8 protein-coding genes are annotated in these 4,894 nt (G+C 62.7%); 5 read left to right on the forward strand and 3 right to left on the reverse strand.

Annotation, left to right across the window (positions count from 1 at the left end; genetic code table 11):
• Positions 1 to 142: 142 nt before the first annotated feature.
• Positions 143 to 298, reverse strand: coding sequence for a hypothetical protein (locus VGO12_RS20475; RefSeq protein ID WP_327514595.1), 156 nt, complete (start codon positions 296 to 298; stop codon positions 143 to 145).
• On the opposite strand from VGO12_RS20475, the gene ccmA reads away from it, so the two are divergent.
• The 5 genes from ccmA (at position 297) to VGO12_RS20500 (ending at position 3,356) form a co-directional block, all read left to right on the forward strand.
• Positions 297 to 947 carry a heme ABC exporter ATP-binding protein CcmA gene (ccmA, locus tag VGO12_RS20480; RefSeq protein WP_327514596.1) on the forward strand — a complete coding sequence of 217 codons (651 nt, stop codon included), beginning with the start codon at positions 297 to 299 and terminating at the stop codon, positions 945 to 947. The two genes, VGO12_RS20475 and ccmA, sit on opposite strands and share 2 nt — an antisense overlap.
• A gap of 36 nt (positions 948 to 983) precedes the next feature.
• Positions 984 to 1,643 carry a heme exporter protein CcmB gene (ccmB, locus tag VGO12_RS20485; RefSeq protein ID WP_327514597.1) on the forward strand — a complete coding sequence of 220 codons (660 nt, stop codon included), beginning with the start codon at positions 984 to 986 and terminating at the stop codon, positions 1,641 to 1,643.
• A 164-nt stretch (positions 1,644 to 1,807) separates the two neighbouring features.
• Positions 1,808 to 2,578 (forward strand): heme ABC transporter permease, encoded by a 771-nt coding sequence (locus tag VGO12_RS20490; protein ID WP_327514598.1) that lies wholly within the window; start codon positions 1,808 to 1,810, stop codon positions 2,576 to 2,578.
• Positions 2,575 to 2,751: a heme exporter protein CcmD gene (gene ccmD, locus VGO12_RS20495; RefSeq protein ID WP_327514599.1), complete on the forward strand. Its 177-nt coding sequence runs from the start codon at positions 2,575 to 2,577 to the stop codon at positions 2,749 to 2,751. The genes VGO12_RS20490 and ccmD overlap by 4 nt, the downstream gene beginning before the upstream one ends.
• Entirely contained in the window at positions 2,748 to 3,356 is a 609-nt protein-coding gene (locus tag VGO12_RS20500) for a DsbE family thiol:disulfide interchange protein (RefSeq protein WP_327514600.1), read from the forward strand. The genes ccmD and VGO12_RS20500 overlap by 4 nt, the downstream gene beginning before the upstream one ends.
• Positions 3,357 to 3,607: 251 nt before the next feature.
• On the opposite strand, the gene VGO12_RS20505 is transcribed toward VGO12_RS20500, so the two are convergent.
• Both VGO12_RS20505 and VGO12_RS20510 read right to left on the reverse strand, forming a co-directional pair.
• Entirely contained in the window at positions 3,608 to 4,198 is a 591-nt protein-coding gene (locus tag VGO12_RS20505) for a DUF2585 domain-containing protein (protein WP_327514601.1), read from the reverse strand.
• Positions 4,195 to 4,827, reverse strand: coding sequence for a septation protein A (locus VGO12_RS20510; protein WP_327514602.1), 633 nt, complete (start codon positions 4,825 to 4,827; stop codon positions 4,195 to 4,197). Before VGO12_RS20510 ends, VGO12_RS20505 begins: the two co-directional genes overlap by 4 nt.
• Positions 4,828 to 4,894 lie beyond the last annotated feature (67 nt).

Genomic DNA, 4,894 nt, shown 5'->3' on the forward strand with positions numbered 1-4,894 from the left:
ATTAAAACTGTCTAGAGACTTGGACACTGGATAATACCCCGTTCCGTCTGATCGCCAAAAGCTGACGTACGAACGCCCGAGCGCCTGTGAAGCGCGATTTGGGATGCGGGTGCGGCCATTTCCGCTGTCCGTACGTGGAAATTCATTCCATGTTCGGCGCTTGGATGAAATTCACGCCGACCGCTGGCGTGTTGTCCGCTATATAGATAATTTCTCCAAATCGTGCCAGAGCAAGCAAGGTCGAAACGGGACTTTTTTTGCCCTGCGGAAAGACGGTGAAGGGAACCTGAGAATTCATGCGCCTCATAGCTGAAGGGTTGAGCGCCAAGCGCGGTGAGGACCTGATTTTTAACGATATTTCCTTCGTTCTCGATGCCTCGGAAGCCCTTGTCGTGACCGGCCCGAACGGGTCGGGAAAGTCGACTTTGCTGCGCGTTTTGGCCGGCCTTCTGAGGCCCGAAAGAGGGCACGTGAAACTTGAGGGCGGTCCCCCGGAAATAGCCCATCCGTCGGAGGTCAGTCACTATCTCGGCCACCGCAACGCGATGAAGCGTGAACTGACCGTCGCGGAAAATCTTTCCTTCTGGCAGCGCTTCATGGGCAATTCGCCGGGAGGCGCGGGGGTGGGAATTGCTGACGCCGTCGAGGCGGTTGGCCTGCCCGATATCGCCCATCTGCCCTTCGGTTACCTTTCGGCCGGCCAGCAGCGCCGCATGGCGATGGCGAAGCTTCTCGTTTCCCATCGACCGATCTGGATCCTCGACGAGCCGACTGCAGCGCTTGACGCCGGCGCCGACCGATTGTTTGCAGAGCTGGTGAAGGCGCATCTCGAAAAGGGTGGCATCGTCATTGCCGCGACGCACCAGCCGCTCGGTCTTAACCGGACAAGAGAACTGCACATGAAGGGCTTCGAGCATCTGGCGGGAGATCACTGGCATGATGCTTAGGAGCCCGACCGGGACCAGCCCCCGGAGAAGAGCGGCATGATGGCGCTGTTCTTCCGCGATCTCAAACTGTCGATCCGCGCCGGCGGTGGCGCGATGATCGGCGTGCTGTTCTTCATGACGGTCGTGGCGGTCATTCCTTTTGGAGTCGGGCCGGACCTCAACCTGCTTTCGCGCATCGGACCCGCCATCCTCTGGATCGGGGCGCTGCTTGCCTCGCTGCTCGGGCTCGACCGGCTGTTTCAGGCCGAACGCGACGACGGTTCGCTCGACCTGATGCTGATGCAGGAGACGCCGCTGCTCTTCACCGTCTTCGTCAAATGCGCAGCCCATTGGGCTTCGACCGGCCTGCCGCTGGTGATCGCCTCGCCGCTGCTCGGGCTGTTCATGAACATGAGCGAGATCGCGATCGGCGCCACGATGCTGACCCTTCTGGTCGGCACGCCGGCGATCACCTTCATCGGCGCGGTGGGGGCGGCCGTTGCCGTGTCGCTGCCGCGCGGCGGGCTTCTCGTTTCCATCCTTGTCCTGCCACTGGCGATCCCGGTGCTGATCTTCGGCGTCAGTGCCGTCTATGCGGCAATCGAGGATCCGGCGCCGTTCCTGCCGCCGTTGATGATCCTGACCGCAATCACGCTGTTTTTCGCCGTCATCGGCCCGGTCGCCGCCGCCGCCGCCCTTCGACACGCGTCTGATTGACGCAATCGGAGCGCAAATGGCGAAAGTGTTTGCGGCATAGCGGCGGATTTCGCGCTAAGCTGTTCAGATCGATGATGATTATGGTGGACGTGCCAACTGGATCGTGATCGCGCGGTTGACGCGGATCAATTGCAGGCGGGAGCCTTAAGCGCTAAAGAGCCACCATGAGCGAAAACAGCCTGGCCATCCGCAAATTCAGCGACCTCGCCAACCCCACGCGGTTCCTGGCGTTGGCCGACCGTCTGTTGCCCTGGCTTTCCGGGCTGACGGCGCTGTTTTTTGCCGTGGGCCTCTGGCTTTCCTTCACGACCGAGGGCGACTACCAGCAGGGCGAGACCGTGCGCATCATGTATGTGCACGTGCCTGCCGCCTGGCTGTCGATGATGTGTTATTCGGTGATGGCGCTCGCAGCGCTCGGCACGCTCGTCTGGCGCCATCCGCTCGCCGACGTGTCGTCGCGGGCCGCCGCCCCGATCGGCGCCTGCTTCACCTTCCTCGCGCTCGTCACCGGTTCGCTCTGGGGCAAGCCGATGTGGGGCACATGGTGGGTCTGGGATGCACGGTTGACCTCGGTTTTCGTGCTGTTTCTGATGTATCTGGGCCTGATGGCGCTCAATCGCGCGCTCGACGATCCGGCGCGCTCGTCCAAGGTTTCCGCCATTCTGGTTCTGGTCGGTTTCGTCAATATCCCGATCATCAAGTTCTCGGTCGAGTGGTGGAACACGCTGCACCAGCCGGCAAGCGTCATGCGGCTCGACGGGCCGACGATCGATCCGGAATTCCTGCGCCCGCTGATCGTGATGGCGATCGCGTTCACGCTTCTGTTCTTCACGCTGCATGTCGCCGCCATGCGCAACGAAATCTTGCGCCGGCGCGTCACGGCGTTGCGCCGGCTCGCAGCGCGCAGTGCCGGCCGGGAGGCGCGTGCGAAATGATGAGCCATGCTGCCTATGTCGTCACAAGCTACGGCATCGCGACGTTGACGGTGCTTGGGCTGGTCGCCTGGGTCGTTCTCGACGGTCGCGCCCGCCGTCGCGAGCTGGCAGAACTCGAGGCTTCCGGCATCCGCCGGCGCTCCGCCGCTCAAGCCCCGGGAGAAACGCCATGAGGAACATCCCCGCCCCGCGCGGTGAGGAGCGCAAGCCTGGGCCGATGCGTTTCGTGCTGGCGGCGTTGCCGCTCGTCATCTTCGCCGGGCTTGCCGCGATCTTCTGGAGCCAGCTCAATTCCGGCAAGGACGTCAGCGAGATCCCGTCTGCGCTGATCGGCACCAAGGCGCCGACGCTCGACATGCCGGCGCTCGAAGGCGCCACACGCGACGGCCAGCCGATGCCGGCGCTGACCGACGCTGCGATCAAGGGCAAGCTGACGCTCGTCAACGTCTGGGCCTCGTGGTGCGTGCCCTGCCGGCAGGAGCATCCTTTCATTCTGGAACTGTCGAAGGATCCGCGGCTGACCGTCGTCGGCATCAACTACAAGGACCAGAACGAAAACGCGCTGCGCTTCCTCGGCGAACTCGGCAATCCGTTTTCCGCCGTCGGCGTCGATCCGCGCGGCAAGGCAGCGATCGACTGGGGCGTCTATGGCATCCCGGAATCCTACCTCGTCGGCGCCGATGGCACGATCCTTTACAAGCGCGTCGGACCGTTTGACGAAGACAGCGTCAGGAACGGCCTGCTGCCAGCGATCGAGAAGGCTGCGGCGGGGTCGTAGCCCGCTCTGGCACGGCTGGCGCACGCTGCCCCTCATCCGCCTGCCGGCACCTTCTCCCCGCATGCGGGGAGAAGGTGACTCGTGGCACCCCGCCTGATTCAACAGCATCGATGTTGTTCGTCACAGGCCTAACTGATCCTGCTTGCAGCGCTGAGGTAGTGGAGGGAGAGTGCGTCATCCTCCTTCTCCTCGCGAGCGGGGAGAAGGTCGCGGCAGCGGGATGAGGGGCTGAAGCGAACTCCGAAGCGCGCCTAGATCCCCGCCTGCCATTCCTTGACCGCATCGAGGGGCCAGACCAGCATCAGCACGTTCAAGGTGAGGTTGTCGCGGATCAGCCAGCCGGTGAAAAGCTCGAAGACGACGGCGATCGTCACCGTCAGCCAGACGGGCATGCGGGCGGCGAACATGAAGCCGGCCACCATCGCCAGTGTGTCCATGGTCGAGTTCAGGATGCTGTCGCCAAAATAGTCGAGCGAGATGGTCGCCGAGCGATAGCGGTTGATGACCATGGGGGTGTTTTCGGCGATCTCCCAGGCGGATTCGATGACCATCGCCAGGAAGAGCTTTGCCGTCAGCGGCTTGCGGCGCAACAGCAGATGGCCAAGGCCGTAGAACAGGAAGCCGTGGATGATGTGGGACGGCGTGTACCAGTCGGCGATATGCTGGGAGTTGCCGCTGGATTTGACGACGGGTTCGAACAGCTTGACGTAGCCGCAATCGCAGATCCAGATGCGGCCCATCAGGTGCTGGGTGACGATCTGCACCGCCAGGACCGCCAGACAGGCGATCAGCCAGAGGAGCGCGTGACGGTTGCTGCCATTCTCCTCAAGCGTCGTCGTCACTCGGCTTTCTCCTGGTCAAGCGAGTGTTTCATGATCAGCGGCATCTGGGCGAGCGTGAAGAGGATGGTGATCGGCATCGTTCCCCACACCTTGAAGGCAACCCAGAAGTCGGTCGAGAACGAGCGCCACACCACTTCGTTCAGCACGGCCAGGAACAGGAAGAACACGCCCCAGCGCAGCGTCAGCTTGCGCCAGCCGTCCGCGTCGAGCTTGAAGGCGGAGTGGAAGACGTAGCCGAGCAGCGACTTGCCGAAGAGAAGGCCGCCGAGCAGGATCGCGCCGAACAGTGTGTTGACGATCGTCGGCTTCATCTTGATGAAGGTGTCGTTCTGCAGCCAGAGCGTCAGCGCCCCGAAGACGAAGACGACGATGCCCGAAATCAGCGGCATCATCGGCAGGGTGCGGGTCAAGATCCAGGAGACGGCAAGGGCAATCGCGGTCGCGGCCATGAACAGGCCGGTGGCGATGAAGATCGGGCCGCCGAGCTCGGCAAGCGCCGGAAAGTGCCCCGCCAGCCACTCGCCGCGCGAATTGGCGAAGAAGAAGACCATCAGCGGTCCAAGCTCCAGCACCATCTTGAGCAACGGGCTGATTTCCTTCTGCGGCTTGGAAGCCTCGATCGACGACATCTGGGGGTCCTGTTTCTGCATGTGCCTGCTGCTCATAACACCAGCTTTGCGGCAAAACCATATCAAG

The sequence above is a fragment of the Ensifer sp. genome, assembly GCF_035999135.1.
Lineage (GTDB): Bacteria > Pseudomonadota > Alphaproteobacteria > Rhizobiales > Rhizobiaceae > Ensifer.